Origin of the sequence: Streptococcus parasanguinis CC87K, assembly GCF_000507765.1 — a bacterium.
Taxonomy (GTDB): Bacteria; Bacillota; Bacilli; order Lactobacillales; family Streptococcaceae; genus Streptococcus; species Streptococcus parasanguinis_J.
In genome coordinates this window covers 677,259-699,292 of the sequence record NZ_KI669401.1, presented here as the reverse complement: position 1 = coordinate 699,292, position 22,034 = coordinate 677,259, and the positions used below count along the sequence as shown (strand labels likewise).

Annotated in this window: 24 protein-coding genes; 21 read left to right on the top strand and 3 right to left on the bottom strand. The window is 42.9% G+C overall.

From position 1 onward, the window contains the following. The first annotated feature begins 49 nt into the window (after positions 1–49). From HMPREF1195_RS03465 to ldcB, 13 genes are all read left to right on the top strand, one after another. A complete protein-coding gene (locus HMPREF1195_RS03465; RefSeq protein WP_023918343.1) occupies positions 50–457 on the top strand; it encodes a hypothetical protein in 408 nt (135 codons plus the stop codon). A 139-nt stretch (positions 458–596) separates the two neighbouring features. Further along, on the top strand, positions 597–1,094 hold the full coding sequence (locus HMPREF1195_RS03460) for an Imm6 family immunity protein (RefSeq protein WP_023918341.1): 498 nt from the start codon (positions 597–599) through the stop codon (positions 1,092–1,094). 73 nt (positions 1,095–1,167) lie between these two features. Next, positions 1,168–1,647, top strand: coding sequence for an Imm6 family immunity protein (locus tag HMPREF1195_RS03455; RefSeq protein WP_023918339.1), 480 nt, complete (start codon positions 1,168–1,170; stop codon positions 1,645–1,647). A 141-nt stretch (positions 1,648–1,788) separates the two neighbouring features. Beyond that, positions 1,789–3,624, top strand: coding sequence for an excinuclease ABC subunit UvrC (gene uvrC / locus HMPREF1195_RS03450; protein ID WP_023918337.1), 1,836 nt, complete (start codon positions 1,789–1,791; stop codon positions 3,622–3,624). A 10-nt stretch (positions 3,625–3,634) separates the two neighbouring features. After that, positions 3,635–4,477: a metallophosphoesterase family protein gene (locus HMPREF1195_RS03445; protein WP_023918336.1), complete on the top strand. Its 843-nt coding sequence runs from the start codon at positions 3,635–3,637 to the stop codon at positions 4,475–4,477. Positions 4,478–4,625: 148 nt separating this feature from the next. Beyond that, entirely contained in the window at positions 4,626–5,231 is a 606-nt protein-coding gene (locus HMPREF1195_RS03440) for a nitroreductase family protein (protein ID WP_023918334.1), read from the top strand. Between the two features lie 34 nt (positions 5,232–5,265). After that, on the top strand, positions 5,266–6,672 hold the full coding sequence (pepV, locus tag HMPREF1195_RS03435; protein ID WP_023918332.1) for a dipeptidase PepV: 1,407 nt from the start codon (positions 5,266–5,268) through the stop codon (positions 6,670–6,672). 52 nt (positions 6,673–6,724) lie between these two features. Continuing rightward, entirely contained in the window at positions 6,725–7,309 is a 585-nt protein-coding gene (locus HMPREF1195_RS03430) for a uracil-DNA glycosylase family protein (protein WP_023918330.1), read from the top strand. Positions 7,310–7,321: 12 nt separating this feature from the next. Beyond that, positions 7,322–7,813 (top strand): prolyl-tRNA synthetase associated domain-containing protein, encoded by a 492-nt coding sequence (locus HMPREF1195_RS03425; protein WP_023918328.1) that lies wholly within the window; start codon positions 7,322–7,324, stop codon positions 7,811–7,813. Between the two features lie 20 nt (positions 7,814–7,833). After that, entirely contained in the window at positions 7,834–8,118 is a 285-nt protein-coding gene (locus tag HMPREF1195_RS03420) for a rhodanese-like domain-containing protein (protein WP_023918326.1), read from the top strand. A gap of 318 nt (positions 8,119–8,436) precedes the next feature. After that, positions 8,437–9,672, top strand: a complete 1,236-nt coding sequence (locus HMPREF1195_RS03415; RefSeq protein WP_023918324.1) for a DUF6574 domain-containing protein — start codon at positions 8,437–8,439, stop codon at positions 9,670–9,672. A gap of 66 nt (positions 9,673–9,738) precedes the next feature. Continuing rightward, positions 9,739–11,526: a TcaA second domain-containing protein gene (locus HMPREF1195_RS03410; protein ID WP_023918317.1), complete on the top strand. Its 1,788-nt coding sequence runs from the start codon at positions 9,739–9,741 to the stop codon at positions 11,524–11,526. 10 nt (positions 11,527–11,536) lie between these two features. After that, a complete protein-coding gene (ldcB, locus tag HMPREF1195_RS03405) occupies positions 11,537–12,316 on the top strand; it encodes an LD-carboxypeptidase LdcB/DacB (RefSeq protein ID WP_023918315.1) in 780 nt (259 codons plus the stop codon). Between the two features lie 31 nt (positions 12,317–12,347). On the opposite strand, the gene HMPREF1195_RS03400 is transcribed toward ldcB, so the two are convergent. The 3 genes from HMPREF1195_RS03400 to coaA form a co-directional block, all read right to left on the bottom strand. Then, the gene (locus HMPREF1195_RS03400; RefSeq protein ID WP_023918313.1) at positions 12,348–12,857 is read right to left on the bottom strand and encodes a DNA topology modulation protein; all 510 of its coding nucleotides are present in this window, start codon (positions 12,855–12,857) and stop codon (positions 12,348–12,350) included. Positions 12,858–12,923: 66 nt separating this feature from the next. Next, entirely contained in the window at positions 12,924–13,172 is a 249-nt protein-coding gene (gene rpsT, locus HMPREF1195_RS03395) for a 30S ribosomal protein S20 (protein WP_003007640.1), read from the bottom strand. A gap of 96 nt (positions 13,173–13,268) precedes the next feature. Continuing rightward, complete coding sequence (coaA, locus tag HMPREF1195_RS03390) at positions 13,269–14,189, bottom strand: type I pantothenate kinase (RefSeq protein ID WP_023918311.1); 921 nt, start codon at positions 14,187–14,189, stop codon at positions 13,269–13,271. 90 nt (positions 14,190–14,279) lie between these two features. Here coaA and HMPREF1195_RS03385 point away from each other — a divergent pair, with 90 nt between their 5' ends. The 8 genes from HMPREF1195_RS03385 (at position 14,280) to HMPREF1195_RS03350 (ending at position 22,021) form a co-directional block, all read left to right on the top strand. After that, entirely contained in the window at positions 14,280–14,873 is a 594-nt protein-coding gene (locus tag HMPREF1195_RS03385) for a class I SAM-dependent methyltransferase (RefSeq protein WP_037599331.1), read from the top strand. Beyond that, on the top strand, positions 14,870–16,147 hold the full coding sequence (locus HMPREF1195_RS03380; protein ID WP_023918307.1) for a pyrimidine-nucleoside phosphorylase: 1,278 nt from the start codon (positions 14,870–14,872) through the stop codon (positions 16,145–16,147). The genes HMPREF1195_RS03385 and HMPREF1195_RS03380 overlap by 4 nt, the downstream gene beginning before the upstream one ends. A gap of 17 nt (positions 16,148–16,164) precedes the next feature. Then, a complete protein-coding gene (deoC, locus tag HMPREF1195_RS03375; RefSeq protein WP_003001619.1) occupies positions 16,165–16,827 on the top strand; it encodes a deoxyribose-phosphate aldolase in 663 nt (220 codons plus the stop codon). Beyond that, entirely contained in the window at positions 16,814–17,203 is a 390-nt protein-coding gene (locus tag HMPREF1195_RS03370) for a cytidine deaminase (protein WP_003007631.1), read from the top strand. The genes deoC and HMPREF1195_RS03370 overlap by 14 nt, the downstream gene beginning before the upstream one ends. A gap of 75 nt (positions 17,204–17,278) precedes the next feature. Then, positions 17,279–18,340 carry a BMP family lipoprotein gene (locus tag HMPREF1195_RS03365; RefSeq protein ID WP_023918305.1) on the top strand — a complete coding sequence of 354 codons (1,062 nt, stop codon included), beginning with the start codon at positions 17,279–17,281 and terminating at the stop codon, positions 18,338–18,340. 135 nt (positions 18,341–18,475) lie between these two features. Next, complete coding sequence (locus tag HMPREF1195_RS03360) at positions 18,476–20,011, top strand: ABC transporter ATP-binding protein (protein WP_023918304.1); 1,536 nt, start codon at positions 18,476–18,478, stop codon at positions 20,009–20,011. Then, positions 20,004–21,065 (top strand): ABC transporter permease, encoded by a 1,062-nt coding sequence (locus tag HMPREF1195_RS03355; RefSeq protein ID WP_023918303.1) that lies wholly within the window; start codon positions 20,004–20,006, stop codon positions 21,063–21,065. The genes HMPREF1195_RS03360 and HMPREF1195_RS03355 overlap by 8 nt, the downstream gene beginning before the upstream one ends. Next, positions 21,065–22,021 (top strand): ABC transporter permease, encoded by a 957-nt coding sequence (locus HMPREF1195_RS03350; RefSeq protein ID WP_023918301.1) that lies wholly within the window; start codon positions 21,065–21,067, stop codon positions 22,019–22,021. The genes HMPREF1195_RS03355 and HMPREF1195_RS03350 overlap by 1 nt, the downstream gene beginning before the upstream one ends. Positions 22,022–22,034 lie beyond the last annotated feature (13 nt).

The window sequence follows — 22,034 nt, the reverse complement described above, 5'->3', positions numbered from 1 at the left end:
CTTGTAAATAACGCAACTTAAAAGATTAACAATGGAGTAATAGTTACTGATGAAAAATAAATCTAAAAAATGGAAATGGTTTCTGTTGATGATTCCTGCACTGATGATTTTAGGGATTATCAGGATTAACCTTGATGAGATGAAATCAAAGGATGGAATTTATTATCTGACAGTAAAAAATGAATCTACTAAAACGGCCTCCCTAGATAAAACGTCATGGATCAAAATAGAAGGAGAGCAGATCACCATAAAGGAAGGTAGTTCAGAGCATACTTACTCATATGACCCTGAAAATGAAGAATTTACAAGAGATTCAGAGAAGTATTCTTGTATGATATATGATGGACTTTTAACCCTTTCAGGAGATCAGTCGCAAAAGGAATTACCTGAGTATGTCAGTCCAGATAGCAGTTGGTATTCAGCATACGAAAAAGGGCAAGTGGAGATAAAGGATTGAGGATGAGTGTCTGATATATCATTTATATGATTGTAGCGGCAATAAAATAGTAACGGAAAATACAAGATTTATCGCAACTGTAAGATATAAAGAGATCTAGTTTATTTATTGCAAGGTAGTGATATAAAAGGAAAAACAAATGAAATGTAATGATAGCTTATTATACCTTCTTCAAGAATTGACTTTTAATCTAGTCGATTTAATCAGTCATATAGAATACAAGGACTTCGTTCTAGATTCCTTGAAACTTGCTAATCAATCGCTTGACCAGGATAGTAAGATTTGTCCAGATATTTTGTATAGTCGGTTGGAGAATGTGGATGAAAAGGATATTTTGACATTTATGGAGCTGGATAAGGAGACCGATCCTCTTGTATGGAGTTGCATTGCCAATTATTTTGTCTTGGTTTGCTATCATTCGTATCAGCATTCTGGAGAAAAGTACATACCCCAAACAATTGAAAGTGTTGATGAGGATACGATAGAAGCTTATGTTTCGAGTTACCAGCAACTGCTAGCTGATAATTATCAATTAGTGGAACAAGTATCTACATTAGACCTTGAACAGTTTTTGAAAGATCCTCTGGTTGCCAATTATTTTGGTGAGTTGCTTCAAGAAATCAAGTTGAAACAATGATTCAGTAGTCTTAAATTGACGATAGGACGTTCTAAAATTAACACGTCCAGATAGTACTAGACAAGGAGAGAATATGTTTGTCAGCTATTTTATGCTAACTTTTTCTGAAGCAATTGCTCATCTGTTGAGCTCGCCCTATAACTCTCATATTCGGACGGACCTGGATGCGTGTTGGAGTTTTTGGGAGAAGAGAGATAAAAGTGGAGATGAGCTCTATGCTCTATTAGATGATGGCACAGACTTTGGCGGACTTTTTATCTATATGCAATTAGATGACAATGAGTCGCATGTTGCATCCTGGGATAACATCAGTTATGCGATAGCTACCACTGCAAAAGAAGCTTATTCATTTGAGAAGAATAAAGAGCTACCGTCTCCTTTAGAAAACATTGACGATTCTTTGATAGAGATTTTCATTGAGAATTTAAAAGAAATCAATTGCGATTTATATTATCATGTACAAGATGTAAAAGACTTCCTTGCGCATGCTCAATCGCCCTCGAAGGAAGAGGCTTTAAAAGAATTGGAGAGAATAGGATTGTTACGGTTATAAAATTAGAGATGATTCCTGATTTCAACGAATGAATGATCCTGTTTATCATGAAATTTCATCAAAGATGGACAAAATGTATGAATCATCTTATCACATCATACAGAGAGGCTAACCCCTCTCTTTTTTGCTATAATAGAAAGTATGAATAACTTGATTAAATCCAAGCTCGAGCTCTTGCCGACGAGTCCGGGCTGTTACATTCACAAAGACAAGAACGGTACCATCATCTATGTGGGGAAGGCCAAGAATCTTCGCAATCGGGTGAGGTCCTATTTCAGAGGAAGCCACGATACTAAGACGGAAGCCCTGGTATCTGAGATTGTGGATTTTGAGTTTATCGTTACCGAGTCCAATATTGAGGCCTTGCTTCTTGAGATCAACCTCATCAAGGAGAACAAGCCCAAGTACAATATCATGCTCAAGGACGATAAGTCCTATCCCTTCATCAAGATTACCAATGAGCGTTATCCCCGTCTTATCATCACGCGCCAGGTCAAAAAAGATGGCGGTCTCTATTTCGGTCCCTATCCAGACGTAGGAGCGGCTAATGAGATCAAAAGGCTTTTGGATCGGATTTTCCCTTTCCGCAAGTGCACCAATCCGCCTTCCAAGGTCTGCTTTTACTACCATTTAGGGCAGTGTATGGCTCACACAGTCTGCCACAAGGACGAGGCCTATTTCAAGGGCATGGCCCAGGAGGTTTCTGACTTCCTCAAGGGGCAGGATGACAAGATTATCGATGAGCTCAAGCTCAAGATGAATACCGCTGCGCAAAACATGGAATTTGAGCGGGCAGCCGAGTACCGCGATCTGATCCAGGCCATCGGGACCCTGCGGACCAAACAGCGGGTCATGGCTAAGGATTTGCAGAACCGGGATGTCTTTGGCTACTACGTGGACAAAGGCTGGATGTGTGTGCAGGTCTTCTTTGTCCGTCAGGGTAAGCTGATCGAGCGCGACGTCAACCTTTTTCCTTACTACAATGATCCGGACGAGGATTTTTTGACCTATGTGGGGCAGTTTTACCAGGAGAAATCCCACCTGATCCCCAATGAAATCCTGATCCCTCAGGATATCGATGAGGAAGCGGTCAAGGCCCTAGTGGATACCAAGGTCCTCAAGCCCCAGCGTGGGGAGAAGAAGCAGTTGGTCAATCTGGCTATTAAAAATGCGCGTGTCAGTCTGGAGCAGAAGTTCAATCTCCTTGAAAAATCCATGGAGAAGACCCAAGGTGCTATTGAAAACCTTGGAAAACTCCTGCAAATCCCAACTCCTGTGCGTATTGAGTCCTTTGACAACTCCAACATCATGGGGACCAGTCCCGTTTCTGCCATGGTGGTCTTTGTCAATGGGAAGCCAAGTAAAAAGGACTACCGCAAGTACAAGATCAAGACCGTTGTCGGACCAGATGACTATGCCAGCATGCGGGAGGTCATTCGCAGACGCTACAGTCGGGTCATGCGGGATGGCTTGACGCCACCAGATCTAATCGTCATCGATGGGGGTCAGGGCCAGGTTAATGTCGCTAAGCAAGTCATCCAAGAAGAGTTGGGGCTGGACATTCCCATCGCAGGCCTGCAAAAGAATGACAAGCACCAAACCCATGAATTGCTCTTCGGTGATCCTCTCCAAGTCATCGAACTTTCTCGAACCTCGCAGGAATTTTTCCTCCTGCAACGGATCCAGGATGAGGTCCACCGTTTCGCCATCACCTTCCACCGCCAGCTTCGGTCTAAGAATTCCTTTTCCTCCCAGCTGGATGGGATCGAAGGCTTGGGACCAAAACGCAAGCAGTTGCTGATGAAACACTTCAAGTCACTGACCAAAATCAAAGAAGCTACTGTAGATGAGATCGTCACAGTTGGCATCCCACGAGCAGTGGCTGAAGCGGTGCAAGCTAAGCTCCATCAAGGAAAGCAAGAAGAAGCAAGTCTCTTGATGGAAGTTGCGGAGGATTCTGAATCATACCAATCATAAGGAGTTTAAAATGAACCATCGAATCGCTATTTTATCTGATATCCACGGAGATACGACAGCCCTGGAGGCAGTGATTGCGGATGCGCGTGCTCTAGGCGCAACGGAATACTGGCTTTTGGGAGATATTTTGCTACCGGGGCCTGGAAGAGAGGACCTTTTTGAATTGCTGGATGCGATTCCGATCACAGCGGCTGTTCGGGGAAATTGGGACGATTGTCTCTTAGAAGCCTTGGATGGCGAGTACGGACTTGAGGATCCGCAGGAGATCCAACTCCTTCGCCTCACTCAGTACCTTATGGAAGGACTGGATCCTAAGCGAATTGATTGGCTTCGATCCCTTCCATTGGTAGAGAAGAAGGAGGTCAATGGCATTCGCTTTTCACTGACCCACAATTTGCCAGAAAAGAATTATGGTGGGGATTTGCGTCCAGCTAATGCGACGGAGAACTTTGACCAATTGCTGGATGACCAGACGGATCTGGCGATCTACGGTCATGTCCACAAGCAGTTGCTTCGCTATGGCAGCCAGGGTCAGCAGATCCTCAATCCGGGGACTATTGGCATGCCTTATTTTGACTGGGAACCAATTCAAAACCACAGAGCTCAGTATGCGCTAATCGATGTCGAAGCAGATGGGGTGACCAACCTGCAATTTCGTAAGGTGGCCTATGACTATGAAGCAGAGCTCCAAGATGCCAAGGACAAGGGCCTCCCCTTTATTGAGATGTACGAAGAATTGAGACGCGAGGATAACTATCGGGGCCATAACATCGAGCTTCTAACTAGCTTAATTGAGAAATACGGTTATGCCAAAGAAGTAGCTGCCTATTTCAATCTTTCTAATGAATCATAGATGGGTCTCTTATGTATTCAACCTATAACAAAGAAGCGGATCTTCAAAATGTCTGCTTCTTTTTTCACAATCTTGGGCTGTAAAACCCTGCAAGCTCTTTCATTTTGTGTTAAAATAGAAGTAACAGAAATAGAAAAGGAAGAAGCTTATGAAATTTCTAGAGCTCAATAAAAAACGCCATGCGATCAAGCATTTCACTGACCAACCGGTCGATCCAAAGGATGTACGGACTGCCATTGAGATCGCAACCTTGGCCCCTAGTGCCCACAATAGCCAGCCTTGGAAATTTGTGGTCGTTCGTCAAAAAAATGCGGAATTGGCAAAATTAGCCTATGGTTCAAACTATGATCAAGTCATGGAAGCACCTGTGACCATCGCCCTCTTTACAGATACTGATTTGCAAAAACGGGCTCGCAAGATTGCGCGTGTTGGTGGGGTGAAAAACTTCACAGACGAGCAATTGCAATACTTTATGCAAAATCTTCCTGCTGAATTTGCGCGCTATGATGCCCAACAAACAAGTGATTACTTGGCTTTGAATGCCGGTCTTGTGGCTATGAACTTGGTACTTGCTTTGACAGACCAAGGCATTGGAACCAATATTATTTTGGGATTTGATAAATCGAAAATCAATGAAGTATTGGACATCGAAGAGCGTTTCCGTCCGGAAGTCTTGATTACGGTTGGCTATGCGGCTGAAAAAGTAGAGCCAAGCTATCGCTTACCAGTGGACGAAATCATTGACAAACGCTAAGCCAATTAGCAAATAGAAGATCGAGGAGGAATTCATGACAACAGTTGACTTTAAAGCAGAAGTAGAAAAACGTCGCGATGAGATGATGGCTGACCTATACAGCCTCTTGGAAATCAATTCTGAACGCGATGACAGCAAGGCAGATGCAGAGCATCCTTTTGGACCTGGTCCTGTAAAAGCTCTTGAAAAATTCTTGGAAATTGCCAAACGTGATGGCTATGAAACCAAGAATGTCGACAATTATGCCGGTCACTTTACCTTTGGTGAAGGAGAAGAAGAGCTTGGGATTTTTGCCCACATGGACGTCGTGCCTGCTGGTAGTGGTTGGAAGACGGATCCATACAAACCAGAAATTATCGATGGTAAGCTCTATGCGCGTGGTTCGTCTGATGATAAAGGGCCTACAATGGCCTGCTACTATGGTTTGAAGATCATCAAAGACCTAGGACTCCCTGTTTCTAAGCGCGTGCGCTTTGTTGCCGGTACGGATGAAGAATCGGGCTGGGGCGACATGGATTACTATTTCAAACATGTCGGACTTCCCGAGCCAGATTTTGGCTTCTCACCAGATGCGGAATTCCCAATCATCAATGGAGAAAAAGGAAACATCACTGAGTACCTTCATTTTGGAAATGATAACACAGGAAGTGCCCATCTTCATAGCTTTACAGGTGGCCTTCGTGAAAACATGGTACCAGAGTCAGCGACTGCAGTCGTTTCTGGACAACTACCAGATCTTGCTGGCCTCTTGGATGCTTTTGCCAAGGAACACCAGCTTCAGTATGAAATCTCAACTGTTGACGAAGAAACCTATACCGTTACGATTATCGGGAAATCTGCTCACGGATCAACTCCTGAAGATGGGATCAATGGTGCGACCTACTTGGCTCTCTTGTTGAACCAATTTGATTTTGGTGGTGCTGCTAAGGCTTACCTTCATGTGACAGCTTCACTTCTTCACGAAGATTTTGCTGGTGAAAAATTAGGAATTACCCATACAGATGCCAAAATGGGACCATTGAGTATGAATGCAGGTGTCTTCCATTTTGATGACAGCCAAGCAGACAACACTATTGCCCTCAATATCCGTTACCCTCAAGGTACAGATCCTGAAACCATCAAATCCACCCTTGAAAAGATCGAAGGAGTGGCTACAGTAAGCTTGTCAGCCCACGGTCACACACCTCACTATGTTCCGATGGATGACGAATTGGTATCCACTCTCTTGCGTGTTTACGAAAAACAAACTGGCCTCAAAGGACACGAACAAGTGATCGGTGGTGGTACCTTTGGTCGTCTCTTGAAACGTGGGGTTGCCTTTGGTGCTATGTTCCCAGACTATGTCAATACTATGCACCAAGCTAATGAGTTCGCAGATGTCGAAGATCTCTATCGTGCAGCAGCTATTTACGCAGAAGCCATCTACGAATTAATTAAATAATCCACTACTCGGCTAGTTTTTCTGGCTGAGTTTTTCCATCGAAGGAGGACTTATGTCAACGATTGAAAGCATTAAACAAGCCATTATGGCAGATCCTCAAAATAAAGCATATACAGAGAAAGGGATCGAGCCACTCTTTGCAGCTCCAAAAACTGCTCGTATCAATATTATCGGACAGGCTCCTGGGATGAAGACGGAGGAAGCTGGGATTTACTGGAAGGATAAAAGTGGTGACCGCTTGCGCGAATGGTTAGGAGTTGACGAAGACACTTTTTACAATTCTGGTTTGTTTGCAGTTATTCCCATGGACTTTTATTTCCCAGGGCATGGAAAATCTGGTGACCTTCCCCCTCGCAAAGGTTTTGCGGAAAAGTGGCATCCTCAACTTCTTAAGGAGTGTCCGGATATTGAGTTGACCCTTCTGATTGGACAATATGCCCAAGCTTACTACCTTCATGAAAAGGTTAGTGGCAAGGTAACCGAACGGGTTCAGCATTTTAAGAACTATTTGCCAACCTATTTTCCACTAGTTCATCCTTCCCCTCGCAATCAAATCTGGATGGCTAAGAATCCTTGGTTTGAGGCAGAGGTGGTGCCAGAATTGCAATCATTAGTACAAGAGATCATTCAAAAATAAAGGAGATCGAAGATGGATGCATACCAACAAGTTAAAGACAAATTGGAAGAACTCGGCATTTCATTTGATGTGGTGGAACACCCACCTGCATTCACAACTGAGCAGGCCGATTCTTACATTGAAGGCTTAGAAGGTGTGCGGACCAAGTCCATGTTTTTGACCAACAAGAAGAAAACCCAATTCTATCTTCTCATCATGGACGACAAGAAACCATTGGATATGGATGATTTCAAAGAGCAAGTGGAAGCCAACCGGATCCGCATGGCTTCAGCAGATTCTTTAGCTGAAAAAATGCAATTACCTCCAGGAACGGTTTCTCCATTTGGTTTATTAAACAATGAAGAAAAAGATATTCGAGTCTATTTCGATAAAGACATTGTGTCAGAGGAGATCATGACTTTCCATCCCAATACCAATGAAAAAACCATCTTTATTAAAACCCAAGACTTGTTCCGATTTTTAGATTCAATTAGCTTTAACTATGAAATTCTGACCCTTCCATAACATACTATATAGGAGAAATCATGAAAGAAATTCTATTTTCAAGCTTTTACCAAGCTTATCAAAAAGGAGACTTACACGTTCTTGATGTACGCGAGCAGGAGGAGTTTGATGTGCTTCATTTAGATGGAGTTCGTCTTCTTCCCCTATCTGAGTTAGCAGATCGCTACCAGGAATTAGAGAAGGATCAGTCCTATTATGTCATCTGCAAGTCTGGTCGACGCTCAGCACGTGCTTGCCAATTTTTGGAAGAGCAAGGCTATGATGTGACCAACGTCCAAGGTGGCATGGATGCATTTGAATCCTAAAAGAGAGTGGGACAGAAATCGGTAATTCATTAAGAATTCGATTTCGTCGTCCCACCTCCGCACAGTTGAGTAGGGCTGTAAAAGCTGATGAAATCAGCGTAGTAGAGCCCACTCAACCACTGCGTCTTGCTCGACAATCCAAAAATAATTGAGAGGCTAGGACTTTTTTCCCAGCCTCTTTCTTTACTAATTTCTAAAAATGAGTAGAATTTGTATGTTTTTCAAAAGATATTACAGGGATTTTCCAGTCTTTCATTGAAAATGGTTCAGAAATTTTGTATAATACCCTAGTATAAACAATAGTTAAGGAGATTCATTATGTCAAAACAAGATTGGCTGGATTATTTCGAAGCCGTAAATGGTCGTTCTGCTAGTGCAGAAGAAATTGCTCAAGCACTGGCTGCAGGAGAATTTCAAGAAGAAGTAGTGGTTCCAGAAACCCCACAAGCCCCAGAATTTGTCGCAGCACCAACTGCACCTGTGGAAGAACCAGTTGCTGCTCCACAAGCCCCAGAGTTTGTTGCAGCGCCAGCAGCTCCTCAAGCTCCAGAGTTTGTTGCAGCACCAGCAGCTCCTGCAGAAGAACCAGTAGCAGCTCCTCAAGCTCCAGAGTTTGTCGCAGCACCAACTGCACCTATTGAAGAACCAGTAGCAGCTCCTCAAGCTTCAGAATTTGTCGCAGCACCAACTGCACCTACAGAAGAACCAGTAGCAGCTCCTCAAGCTCCAGAGTTTGTCGCAGCACCAACTGCACCTGTTGAAGAACCAGTAGCAGCTCCAGTTCAAGAACCGGCCCCTCAAGCTGCTCCAGCGAATGGACCTGCTTTCCAACAAGCTCCACAACAAGCCTACCAACAACCTACTCAAGCAGCTTATCAACAAGCTCCTTACCAAGGTCAACCAGGGCAACCTTATCCTGCCCAACCAAGTCAATTTGGTGTAGCCGTTGGTGGTTACTGGAATTGGTTCCTTTCAGCTTTGAAACGTCCAACGGCTGTAGAAAATCCAAAAGCTCTTAACGGAATTTTACAGTATGTCTTGACTGCTTTTGTCTTGACCCTATCAACTTTCTTCACAGCTAGTGGAGCTACAGGTGGTTATGGAATGGATTTCCGTGCCTTTATGTTGACATTGATTTCCCTATTCTTTAGCGTTTACGCCTTCCAAGTAGCTGGATTCTTTGTTCGTCGTGTGGTTCTTCAAGATAAGGAATACAGTTACGGTCGTTCATTTGAAGAGTTTGGACGTTTGTCTGTTTACACTTTGCCACTTGCCCTTCTTGCTTTCTTAGTAGGTCTTGTAAAAGTTTATGAATTTTATGGCTTTGTAAACTTCCTTATTTTCTTCTTGTTCTTTGTTGGAACATGCTATGTCGTTCATCAAGGATTGAATAAGACAAGTTTTAAAGCAGATAAATTCTTGCTTCTAGTAGCATCATCTGTTGTCTTGCTTCTCATTGCCATCTTTGTCATTTATGTGAATGCTCGTATTTTAGAACAAGTAGCCGTAGGATTTATTCCAAGTGCTCCAAATTTCTCTAACTTTGGATTCTAACAATATCACAAAACGGAAGGTGGGGGAACCCACTTTCCCTATTTTATAATGAGGGAGAAGAGATCCATGCAAAAGAAATGGGTTGAATTATTTGAAAAAGTGATCGGTCGCAAACCGTCACCAGAAGAGTTTATGGCTGGGAAAGCTTGTGGATTTGATTTGAAACAAATTCAGTCTATCGCAGGAAATGCACAATCTGAGGAAGTCGCTCCTGTCGAGGAACCAGTGGTTGAACCAGTTGAAGAAGTGAAGAATGTCGATCCACTTCTAGCAGCTCGTCAGGCTTGGTTGCAACATTTTGAAGAAACCTATGGCCGCAAGCCAAGTGCAGAAGAATTTACCGCGGCTAAAAGTCAAAACTTCGAGTTTTTTGTAGGACCTGTTCCTGAAGCAGAATTTACGAACCCAGATTCAACTGAAGAAACACAGAAATATGTCCCTCAACAGCCTACTCAAGAGTACACGGCTCCACTTGCTACTGAGCAAACGCAGGTCTTTGAGGGATCAACCTTCACAGAGGCAAGTCCAGCTCAGAAAAAACCAAAGGTTCCTAAAACGAAGAGTGGGAAGAAACTTTCTAAGAAGAAAATTGGGATTATTTCTGCCCTTGCTGTTCTTGTGATCGCTTTGGTAGCAGCCTTCTTTTACTTCCAGTCTACAACACGTGTCGAAGTGACTGCAGATAAATTCATCAAGGCAGTGGACACCAAGGATTATCGTGAAGCAGCAGGCCTGCTTTCAACTGATAACGATAAATGGACAAAGGATGAAGCCGAAAGCTTGATCACCAGCATGGAAGATCAAGGAGTCGATATTGGCACAGAATTGAACAAGATCATCGATAATGGTGGAGAAGGCAGCTATACGGATAAATCTGGTAACAAGATCTTTGGTTTGGAAAAGGCGGACAAGAAATTTGGAATCTTCCAAGAATACCGTGTGGCCAGCTATCCAGTGCAAGTCAAGGTCAAGACCAATTTGGACCAAGCCAAACTCAAAGTGGCTGCTAATAAAACCGTGACCTTGAAGAAAGATGCAGTGACAGATCTTGATTCTTTCCATTATAATACAAAAGAAATGGAATTGACTGCTAAAACAGAAGTCGGAAATGTCACTTCTAAGATCCATCTCAATCCTAAAAAAGCAACGAAGAATAACTTAGAATTGCAGTTGAATTCTGAAAAACGCAATTTAGAAGTTGAGTTCCCAGATGAAGTTGAAAACCCAATGGATGTGAAGGTTGTGGTCAACGGTAAAGAAGTTGGCACTAGCACGACCTTTGAAGTAGACAGCATCCCTTATCAAGAAATTGAAGTGCATGCCGTTTTCAATATGAATGGGGAAACCTACACAACCGAAAAGGCTAAGGTGACGATTGAAGAGGGTGAAAACGATCCGATCGAACTCAAACTAGCCAAAGATACTTTAAAACGCTTCAAGAGTGCTCAAGATGCTAAGAAAGCGCAAGCAGCCAAAGAAGAACAAAATCGGACCCTGGCAGAAGAATTCTTGAAAGAGTACCGCGATGCTGTCTTTAGCTCAGTTTCAAATCGAAATAACACCTACTCTAAATACTATGACACGCAAAGTCAAGCCTACAAAGACATGGTTGAATTCACAACGGGTGATGGTGTTCGAAAGGCTAAAATTGACTACTATACTCCAGGAGCTTTGGATATTCAAAGTGTCACTGAAGAAAATGGTGTGGTGACCATCAAGACTTATGAAGACTTTACCGTGCATTATACAGATAGTCATCCAGATTCACAAAATCGCAAGTACAAGACCTACACCTTGAAAAAAGTAGGTGCAAGTTATGTGATCACGGATATTGTCGTAACAAAAGAATCATAGGAGATTCCCCATGAAAGCAAGATTTTCCAAATTAACGTTGGTGACAGTTGCCTTGTTAACCCTGACAGCTTGCTCCCAATCTCAATCCACTAGTTCTAAATCTTCTGCAAAAGAAGAAACCAAACAAAAGCAAACCAAGTCTTCCAAAGAAATGTCTTCAGCAAAGAATCCATCAAAAGAGACTGGCAAAGAAGAGTCGTCAAAAACTGGTAAGTCAGATGTGAAAGTGGACTCTGGTGTCAGCTACAATGGTTCTTACTATAGTGTTAAAGGGAAATATGGTGAGGTGATGATCGCCAACAAACATTATCCTTTGGCGCCGGACTTTAACCCAGGTGAAGATCCTGAAGCTGTTTCGGCCCTTCATGAATTGATCGCAGCCATGCAGGCAGAGGGTTATCCGATCAGTGACCAATATAGTGGTTTTCGTAGCTACGATACCCAAGTTGGACTCTATCAAAACTATGTCAATCAAGATGGTCAAGAAGCCGCAGATCGTTATTCCGCAAGACCGGGCTATAGTGAACACCAAACTGGTTTGGCCTTTGATTTGATCGATACCAGTGCTAATTTGGTAACTGAACCTGGACCAAGTAAGTGGTTGCTCAAGAATGCTGCTAAATATGGCTTTGTGGTTCGATACCAAGAAGGAAAAGAAAAAGTAACAGGCTACATGCCAGAAAGCTGGCATCTCCGCTATATCGGAAAAGAAGCACAAGATATCGCTGATTCAGGCTTGAGTCTGGAAGAATACTATGGCTTCACCGGCGGAGATTACGTTGATAAATAAGAAAAGGCTGGGATTTTAATCCCAACCTTTTTTATTGTATTGTTTTTAGAAATGCATCTAGCTCTTTTTGATTCTTGAGAGAGATGAATTTATCGGGATAGGTAGAACGGATATTTCGATACCTTTCTTTGGCCTTCTTAGTTCGACCGTCCCAAAGGATCCAACGGATGAATTCCCAGTCAAAGCGTTCGGGGCAACCTGCCGCCATACTCTCACGGACTCGGCCTTTATAACGGCGGTATCGTTTCCAGCCTCTAAAGAGGCAGTTCCAACGAGAGAAGTTGAGAAAGATAATCTGGTCCGCTTGCTCCATTCTTTCCTCATAGCAGCACCAAGAGTAATTGCCATCAATGACCCAGTCTCTATGATCGCTGAGAAACTGTCTCATCTCTTTCTCCATCCAATCCCGGTCACTGTCTATCCAGCCCGGTTGAAATTGAAGGGTGTCCATATGGAGCTTGGGAATGGAGTAGTAGCGAGCTAAGTTTTCAGCCAAGGTAGATTTTCCAGATCCAGAATAGCCGATAATAACGATTTTCATAAGCACCTCTCAAAAATTTAGGCACAAAAAAAGCTCCGGAGAGCTTGATTTTTATGCTGTTCTTGATTAACCAAGTTTCGCTGCAAGACGTGCTTTATCACGGCTAGCTTTGTTCTTGTGGATCAAACCTTTAGTTTCTGCTTTATCGATAGCTGAGCTAGCAGCGCGGTAAAGTTCTTCAGATGGGTTTGCTTCAAAAGCTTTGATTGCAGTACGCATAGCTGATTTTTGAGCTGAGTTTTTTTCGTTTTGTTTAACGTTCAATTCAGCGCGTTTGATAGCTGATTTAATGTTTGCCAAGTTATTCACCTCCATTGATAATCTAACTATCTCATTATATATGAAAAGTTAAGATTTGACAAGCCTAAAATAGCTTTTCCTTAAAAAAGTACCGTTAACAGGCCATTTTCTCTAGCGTTTGAGATAAATTTCGTCAATTTCATGGTTGGTTGCCTTATGGAGAATCAGATCAGCTCGATTTCTGGTTGGTTGGATGTAATGTTGCAAGTTGACTAAATTAATGGATTCCCAGACCTGATGGGCCATGCTTAAAACTTCTTCTAGGGGTTGCTCTGTAAATCGATAGTAGTAGTTATTGGGATCATTCTGAGCTAATGCAAGGAGTTTTTGGAAGCGATCGATATACCAAGATTCGATATCGTTGACCGCGGCATCCACATAGATCGAAAAATCAAAGAAATCGGTCATATAGAGACTGTCATTTTGCGGATTTTGAAAGACATTGATCCCTTCTACAATGACAAAATCAGCTGGTAAAATGGTTTGCTTCTCATCTGGAACAATATCGTATATTTCGTGGGAATAGACAGGGATTTCTACGCTCTTGTTGTTTTTGATTTGATTAAGAAAATCAAGGAGCAATTCCATATCATAGCTTTCTGGAAATCCTTTTCGATTGAGGATCTCTTGTTCTTTTAAGATAGCATTTGGATAGAGGAAGCCATCTGTTGTCACCAATTCTACTGTCGAGCCTTCGAAGGTTCGTGACAGCAGGATTTGAAGGAGACGGCTAGTGGTCGATTTCCCAACAGCAACACTCCCTGAAACTCCAATGATAAAGGGTTGGCGTTCACTCGTTTTTTGAAGAAAAATACCTTTTGAGAAGGCCAAATCTTCTTTGGAACGCTTGTAGATTCCAATCAGGTTTGTCAAAGGCAGGTAGACGTCACGTACATCCTGGAGGTTGATGCGGTCGTTAAAACTTTTAATAGAATTGAGCTCTGTTTGAGAGAGAGGTGGGGTGGTTTTGCGGTGCAAATTTTGCCACGTTTCCCGATTAATTTTTTCAAAATGTAGAAATTCTTTGTCCATATGTCACTCCTATTGTAGTCTTTAGTATACCAATTTTTAGAGGTCATGTAAACGATTTAAAAAAGGAGTGAATTATGATAAAATAACCTTATGAGTAAAATGTATTTCGATGTAAACCCAGATGCAGCCCATGATATTCATGATCTGGCTGTTGTTTTATTGGGGCAAAAGATGAATTTCTATACGGACGCCGGCGTCTTTAGTAAAAAAATGATTGACTATGGAAGTCAGGTGCTCTTATCAACCCTGGATTTTCAAGAAGGAGAAAGTGTCCTTGATGTTGGCTGTGGCTATGGACCAATCGGCCTCTCTCTAGCTAAAGCCCAGGGAGTTGCAGTGACCATGGTCGATGTCAATGAGCGGGCACTGGACTTGGCTAAGAAAAATGCCAGCCGAAATGGCGTGGAAGCTCAGATCTTTTCTTCGGATGTCTATGAAGCAGTAGAAGGGTTTTTTGACCATGTGATCAGTAATCCGCCGATCCGAGCTGGTAAGAAAGTGGTTCACCAAGTGATCACTGGTAGTTTTGAACATTTGAAACCAGGTGGAGATTTGACCATTGTCATTCAGAAAAAACAAGGAGCTCCGAGCGCTAAGGCCAAGATGGAAGAGACGTTTGGCAATTGTGAGACCGTAAAAAAAGACAAAGGCTATTATATTTTAAGAAGTGAGAAAGAATCATGAGAGCAGTAGATATCATTCAGAAAAAAAGAGATGGTCTTGCCTTAAACAAGGAAGAAATTGAATGGCTGATTGAGGGCTATGTGGCTGGAACAGTACCAGATTATCAAATGTCTGCTTTTGCTATGGCCGTTTATTTTAAAGGGATGACGACGGAAGAAATTTCTCATATGACCATGAAGATGGTCCAAACGGGGCAACAGTTTGATCTGTCAGCAATTCCAGGGATTAAGGTTGATAAGCACTCGACTGGCGGTGTCGGCGATAAGGTAACCTTGGTCTTAGTGCCTTTGGTTGCAAGTTTCGGAGTGCCAGTTGCTAAAATGAGCGGTCGTGGCTTAGGCCACACAGGTGGAACCATCGATAAGTTGGAATCCATTAAAGGCTTCCAAATTGAACGCTCCCAAGAAGAATTCATCCAGCAGGTGCAAGAGATCGGCTTATCGGTCATTGGGCAATCTGACCAACTCGTAAAAGCAGATAAACTCTTGTATGCTCTTCGGGACGTGACGGCGACGGTGGATACCATTCCTTTGATTGCTAGCTCCGTCATGAGTAAGAAAATTGCAGCTGGTGCTGATGCCATTCTTCTCGATGTCACCGTTGGAGAAGGGGCCTTTATGAAGACCATTGAAGAGGCGCGTGAACTAGCTCGTACCATGGTGGATCTCGGTAATGCCGTAGGGCGCAAGACAATCGCTGTCATTACAGATATGAGCCAACCTTTGGGAACCAGTATTGGCAATCGTTTAGAGATTTTGGAAGCCCTGGATATTCTAAAAGGACAGGGGCGTGCTGATGTCACAGAGTTTATTTGTGAATTAGCACAAATCATGTTGAAATTGGCCAATGTAGATCAATCGATTGAAGCCATTCATGAACACTTGAGCAATGGACAAGCCTTAGCCAAGTTTGAAGAAATGGTCTTGGCACAAGGTGGAGACTTAGAGGATTTGCATCGTCCCGTCAAGGTAGATCAGGTCCTTGAAGTAACAGCAGATCAAGATGGCGTCATTGCAGCTTTACCTGCCATGGAATTTGGCCTGTTAGCCATGCGACTTGGTGCTGGCCGTGCTGTCAAATCGGATCCGCTTGATTATGAAACAGGGATTGTATTTGACAAAAAAGTGGGAGAGCAGGTTAAAAAAGGGGAACGCATTGCTCGTATTTTCGTGAATGAAAAAAATTCACAAGAAAGCGTTACAGAATTCAAAAAAAATGTTAAAATACTAGAAGGGGCTGAAAGCGTTAAAGAAATTATTGAAATAATATCTTAAGTAGCTCAGGAGATTGTATGAAGTTAAATAAATATATTGATCACACTCTTTTAAAACCAGATGCGCAACAAGAACAGATCGAAAAATTGATCGAAGAAGCTAAGGCATATGATTTTGCGAGTGTCTGTGTGAATCCGACATGGGTGAATTTTGCGGCTGAGGGCTTGCGCGATTCAGACGTTAAAGTTTGTACCGTCATTGGTTTTCCTTTGGGAGCAAATACCCCTTTTGTCAAAGCGTGTGAAACAAAAAATGCTATTCAAAATGGTGCCGATGAGATTGACATGGTCATTAATATCGGGGCTCTTAAGTCTAAGAATTTAGCACTAGTTGAGGAAGATATCCAAGCGGTAGTCGAAGCGAGCGGTGATAAGCTGGTCAAAGTCATCATTGAGACTTGTCTCTTAACCGATGATGAAAAGATCGTTGCTTGTCAAATTGCTAAGTTAGCTGGCGCAGACTTTGTGAAGACTTCAACTGGCTTCTCAACTGGAGGAGCAACGGTAGAAGATGTGGCCTTAATGCGTCAAACTGTTGGACCCGACATGGGTGTTAAGGCTTCTGGTGGTGCTCGCTCTTATGAAGATGCTCTTGCTTTTATCGAAGCTGGTGCGACCCGTATTGGGACTTCTTCTGGTGTAGCCATCATGGAAGGTAAGGTGGCTCATGGCGACTACTGAGTTGATTGACTTAGCAGTTGAAGTGAGTCAACAAGCCTATGTGCCTTACTCTCATTTCCCAATTGGAGCTGTACTGCTAACGAAGGATGGAGAAATCTATACAGGTGTCAATATCGAAAATGCTAGTTTTGGATTAACCAACTGTGGAGAACGGACAGCCATTTTTAAAGCTGTTTCTGAAGGAGCTCGTGAGTTTCAAGAGCTCATTATCTACGGGCAAACAGAAAAGCCCATCTCTCCATGTGGTGCTTGTCGCCAGGTCATGGCTGAATTTTTTGAGCCAGACCTTCCTGTAACCTTAGTATCTAAAGATAAATCGACGGTCGTGATGACGGTCAAGGAATTACTTCCATATTCCTTTACAGACCTGACTTAATAGGTCTGTGAGGCGGTCTTTTGACCCTTTCAATACTTCGCAACAATGTTGCACAATAATTTAGGAGGTTCAGTAATGAACAAGAAACAATGGCTAGGCCTTGGTCTAGTAACTGTCGCTGCTATCGGACTTGCAGCATGTGGAAATCGTGCGTCTAAAAAAGATAGCGCAAACTCAGAATCTAAAACAGATTTGAAAGCTGCTATCATTACCGATACTGGTGGTGTGGATGACAAATCATTCAACCAATCTGCTTGGGAAGGTTTGCAAGCTTGGGGTAAAGAAAACGGTCTTTCTAAAGGGAACGGATTTGACTACTTCCAATCAACAGATGAATCTCAATATGCGACAAACCTTGATGAAGCTGTTTCTAACGACTACAAATTGATCTTTGGTGTTGGTTTTGCCTTGAGCGACTCTGTTAAAAAAGCTGCAAAAGACAACCAAGATGTGAACTATGTCATCATCGATGACCGTATTGAAGGACAAAAGAACGTAGCATCTGCTGTTTATGCCGATAACGAAGCTGGTTACCTTGCTGGTATCGCTGCTGCGAAAACTACAAAAACTAAACAAGTTGGTTTTGTAGGTGGTATGGAAAGTGAAGTTATCACTCGTTTCCGCGCTGGATTTGAAGCTGGTGTTAAATCTGTTGACCCATCTATCAAAGTTCAAGTAGACTACGCTGGTTCATTCGGTGACTCTGCGAAAGGTAAAACAATTGCTGCTGCACAATATGCTGCAGGTGCAGACGTTATCTACCAAGTAGCTGGTGGTACTGGTGCAGGTGTCTTCTCTGAAGCTAAAGACTTGAACGAGAAGAAAAATGAAGACGAAAAAGTTTGGGTTCTTGGTGTTGACCGTGACCAAAAAGCTGAAGGTGAATACACTTCTAAAGATGGTAAAAAATCTAACTTTGTATTGGCTTCAAGCTTGAAGAAAGTCGGAGAATCTGTAAAAGACTTGGCTAAGAAAACTGCTGATGGTAAATTCCCTGGCGGTAAAGTGATTACTTATAGCTTGAAAGATGGTGGAGTTGACTTGACAACTGACAATCTTTCTGCAGAAGCTAAAAAAGCTGTCGAAGACGCTAAAGCTAAGATCCTTGACGGGTCACTTAAAGTTCCTGAAAAATAATTATTGATTGGATCGGCCCGACCTTCAAGGGCCGTTCCTTTTAATAAATTGAGACATTTTTGTCTCAGTAAAATCTATTAGCTGTCCTAATAGGTTTTATTGAAATAAAAATTGATTTGAAAGGAAACACCCCACATGACACACGAATATGTCATCGAAATGCGTGAGATTACCAAAAAATTTGGTGACTTTGTAGCAAATGACAAGATTAATCTTCAGTTGCGCAAAGGTGAAATCCATGCACTTCTTGGAGAAAATGGTGCAGGGAAATCTACCCTGATGAATATGTTGGCTGGTTTGTTGGAACCAACTAGCGGAGACATCGTGGTAAATGGAAAAACTGTTAACCTAGACTCACCTTCAAAAGCAGCTTCTTTAGGAATTGGAATGGTGCACCAACACTTTATGTTGGTTGAAGCTTTCACTGTTGCTGAAAATATCATCCTTGGGTCTGAAACCACTAAACATGGTATTTTGGATCTTAAGAAAGCCAGTCAAGATATCCTTGATTTGTCTAAAAAATATGGCTTAGCAGTGGATCCAAATGCTAAAGTTGAGGATATTTCCGTCGGTGCGCAGCAACGTGTGGAAATTTTAAAGACGCTTTATCGTGGAGCCGACATCCTAATCTTCGATGAACCAACTGCGGTGTTGACACCAGCTGAAATCGAAGAATTGATGACAATCATGAAGAACTTGGCAAATGAAGGAAAATCCATTATCTTGATTACGCACAAGTTGGATGAAATTCGTGCTGTTTCAGACCGGGTAACGGTTATCCGTCGTGGGAAATCAATTGAGACAGTCGAGATTGGTGGAGCTACCAACCAAGACTTGGCCGAAATGATGGTCGGTCGTTCTGTTTCCTTTAAAACGGAGAAAGGTCCTTCTCAACCGAAAGAAGTCGTCTTGTCGATCGAAAACTTGGTTGTAAACGAAAACCGGGGTGTCCCAGCTGTTAAGAATCTTTCACTGGAACTTCGTGCTGGTGAAGTCGTGGGGATCGCAGGGATTGACGGAAATGGTCAGTCTGAGTTGATCCAAGCGATTACAGGTCTACGGAAGGTAAAATCTGGTTCAATCAAGATTAAAGGCAAGGATGTTGTAGGACTTCGTCCACGTCAAATCACAGAAATGAAGGTAGGGCACGTCCCTGAAGACCGTCATCGGGATGGATTAGTCCTTGACATGATGATCTCTGAAAACATTGCCCTTCAAACCTATTATAAAGAACCTCTTAGCAAGAATGGTATTTTGAATTATCCAAATATTACCTCTTATGCCAAGAAGTTGATGGAAGAGTTTGACGTTCGTGCAGCCAGTGAAGTGGTACCTGCTAAGGCTCTCTCTGGAGGGAACCAGCAAAAAGCCATTATCGCTCGGGAAATCGATCGCGATCCAGATCTCTTGATCGTCAGCCAGCCGACTCGTGGATTGGACGTTGGAGCGATCGAATATATCCACAAACGTTTGATCCAAGAACGGGATAATGGAAAAGCCGTTCTGGTTGTCAGCTTTGAATTAGATGAAATTTTGAATGTTTCTGACCGTATTGCGGTTATTCATGATGGGAAGATCCAAGGGATCGTAACCCCTGAAACAACGAATAAGCAAGAACTTGGAATCCTCATGGCAGGAGGCCAAGTAAAGGAGGGAGCATCAAATGAATAAGAATTTAAAACAAATTGCCGTTCCATTGGTGTCTGTCCTTTTAGGATTGGTCTTGGGTGCCATTATTATGTGGGCCTTCAGCTATGATGCCCTTTGGGGATATGAATTGCTGTTTAAGAAAGCCTTTGGTTCGATTAAGAGTTGGGGAAATATTTCCCGTGCTATGGGGCCACTGATTTTAGTTGCTCTTGGATTTTCAGTAGCCAGCCGGGCCGGCTTCTTTAACGTTGGACTTCCTGGTCAGGCTTTTGCAGGATGGATCATGGCGACTTGGTTTGCCCTTTCCTTCCCAAATATGCCTCGCTTACTGATGATTCCGATGACCGTTTTGATTGCGGCTATCGCAGGTGGATTTATTGGAGCGATTCCTGGTTTCCTTCGTGCCTATCTCGGAACCAGTGAGGTCATCATCACCATTATGATGAACTACATTGTTCTCTATGGTGGGAATGCCTTGATTCATAGCTTCCCAGCTTCCTTGATGAAAAACAAGGACTCAACCATTGATGTGGGAGCCAACGCTGTCTACCAGACGGAGTGGTTGCGTAATTTGACAGACAAATCACAAATGAACATCGGGATCTTCTTTGCCATCATCGCAGTGGTGGTCATCTGGTTCTTGATGAAGAAAACAACACTTGGTTTTGAAATCCGTGCCGTTGGTCTCAATGCGAATGCGGCGGAATATGCTGGGATGTCTGCAAAACGGACCATTATCCTTTCTATGATCATTTCTGGTGCTCTTGCTGGTATCGGTGGGGTAGCAGAAGGTCTGGGTATTTACTCAAATGTCTATGTTCAAACTAGCTCAATGAGTGTTGGATTTAACGGAATGGCCGTTGCCCTTCTTGCAATGAATTCACCAATTGGTATTCCATTTGCTGCCTTCTTGTTTGGAGCGCTTCAAATTGGGGGAGTTGGTATGAAGCCAGCTGCTATCCCTGAAGAAGTCGTTCAAATTGTGACAGCATCTATCATCTTCTTCGTATGTGCCCACTACATTATCGAAAAGATGATCTCGGTGCGATCAGCTAAAAAAGGAGGAGCAAACTAATGAGTATTGTAACGATTTTAAGTATTCTTGTTTCCTCTATGATTGTGTATGCGGCACCGCTGATCTTCACAAGTATCGGAGGAGCATACTCAGAACACGCTGGGGTTGTTAACGTTGGCCTTGAAGGAATCATGGTTATGGGAGCCTTCTCAGGAATTATCTTTAACTTGACTTTTGAGCCTACCTTAGGAAATTTAACACCATGGTTGTCCTTGATTGTTGCTGCAGGAATCGGAGTAATTTTCTCCTTGATCCACGCGGTGGCAACGATTCATTTCCGTGCTGACCATATCGTTTCAGGTACAGTATTGAACTTGATGGCCCCTCCATTAGCCGTTTTTCTAGTTAAAGCAATGTACAACAAGGGGCAAACTGATAATATCAAAGTTGCCTTTGGGAAAACATCCATTCCGGTCTTATCTAAAATTCCGGTGATTGGGGATATTTTCTTCAACAATGCCAGTATCATCGGCTGGGTTGCAATTCTCTTCTCATTCTTTGCTTGGTTCGTCATGTTCAAGACAAAATTTGGTTTGCGTCTTCGTTCAGTTGGGGAGCACCCACAAGCAGCAGATACACTGGGAATCAATGTTTATAAAATGCGCTACTTAGGAGTCATGATCTCAGGTGCCCTAGCAGGTATCGGAGGAGCTATTTACGCTCAGTCAGTTTCTGTTAACTTTGCGGTAACGACTATTGTAGGTCCTGGATTTATCGCCCTTGCGGCTATGATTTTCGGGAAATGGAACCCAATCGGTGCTATGTTGGCTAGTCTCTTCTTTGGAGCTTCACAAAGTTTAGCAGTTATCGGGAATCAATTGCCTTTGCTTAAAGGTATCCCATCCATTTACTTGCAAATTGCGCCTTACGTCTTGACCATGGTTGTCTTGGCAGCCTTCTTCGGACAAGCAGTTGCACCAAAAGCAGATGGTGTTAACTACATTAAATCGAAATAATGCACAGAGAGAG